The organism is Streptomyces anandii JCM 4720, assembly GCF_014650655.1.
GTDB lineage: Bacteria > Actinomycetota > Actinomycetes > Streptomycetales > Streptomycetaceae > Streptomyces > Streptomyces anandii.
Genome location: NZ_BMVJ01000004.1, coordinates 11599 through 12792 on the forward strand (window position 1 = coordinate 11599; position 1194 = coordinate 12792).

At 77.3% G+C, this 1194-nt stretch carries 2 protein-coding genes; both read right to left on the reverse strand.

What is annotated here, in order from left to right; genetic code table 11:
* A partial coding sequence (locus tag IE249_RS36685; RefSeq protein ID WP_268249675.1) for a diacylglycerol kinase family protein occupies window positions 1-188 on the reverse strand: 188 nt, incomplete at its 3' end.
* 173 nt (window positions 189-361) lie between these two features.
* Window positions 362-1194: FAD-linked oxidase C-terminal domain-containing protein (locus tag IE249_RS36690; protein WP_308434319.1), on the reverse strand; the 833-nt coding region annotated here is incomplete at its 5' end.

Genomic DNA, 1194 nt, shown 5'->3' on the forward strand with positions numbered 1-1194 from the left:
ACCGCGAGCACGACGCGTCCGTCCTCCCCGGCTTGCCGGGCGAGTTCCTGCGCGTGAACGAGGCTGAGGCTGTACTCGGTGTCCAGCCGGGCGCCCGCCTCCCGCAGCAGCCGCGCCACCCGCAGCAGGGCGGCCGCGCCCGCGGAGCCGCCCGCGGTGGGGTTGACGATCGCGGTGAACTGTCGCATCGGTGGGCCTCCGGGTGGTGCGGGAAGGGGTGACGGCGGCGGAAGGGGCGGGGCGGCCGAAGGGACGGGTCGGCCGAAGGGCGGGGCGGGCGTGGCCCCGCGGCGGTGACGAGCCGCCGGGAGCCGGTTCCCCGAGGGAGCGCGCGAGGCCCGCGGAGTGCGGCCGCGCGGGGTCAGTCCCGCGGCAGCAGTACGCCCGGGTTGAGCAGCCCGGCCGGGTCCAGCCGGCGCTTGACCGCCCGCAGGGCCTCGACGCCGAGCGGCCCGGCCTCCCGTACGTACCACTCGCGGTGGTCGGTGCCCACACCGTGATGGTGGCTGATCGTGCCGCCGGCGGCGAGGATGGCCTCGCCGGCGGCCCGCTTGGCGGGCGCCCAGTGCGCGACCGGGTCCTCGCCCTGGGCCGAGACGACGGTGAAGTACAGCGAGGCGCCGTTCTCGTAGACGTGGGAGATGTGGCACATCACCAGCGGCGGGGTGCCGGCCTCGGTGAGTGCCGTGGTGAGCGCCGCGCGGACGGCGGCGTACAGCTCGGGGACGCGTGACCAGAAGGCCGCGGTCTCCAGGGTCTCGGCGAAGGCGCCCACGTCGAGGAGCGCGTCGCGCAGGTACGGCGCCGAGTAGCGGCCGTGGGCCCAGCGCTCGCCGGGTTCCTCGCCGAGGTACGTGCCGCCGCACCCGCGCAGGACGGCCGCGGCCGACTCGCGGCGGTGGGCCACGTCCTCGGCGGTGCCCTCGTATCCGGCGATCGCCCGGCAGCCCGCGCCCGGGCCGTCCCCGGCGTCCGGGGAGCCGATGGCGTCGGGCTGGGCGAGGCCGATCAGGGTCTCGGTCTCGTCGGAGAGGCGCAGCACGGTCGGGCGGGGCCCGTCCTGGGCCAGTCGGCGCAGGGCCGCGGCGCCCTCCTCGAAGGAGGCGAACCGCCAGCCCTCGTACACCCGCGTCTGCGGCAGGGGCCGCAGCCGGACGGTCACCGAGGTGATGACGCCGAAGGCCCCTTCCGAGC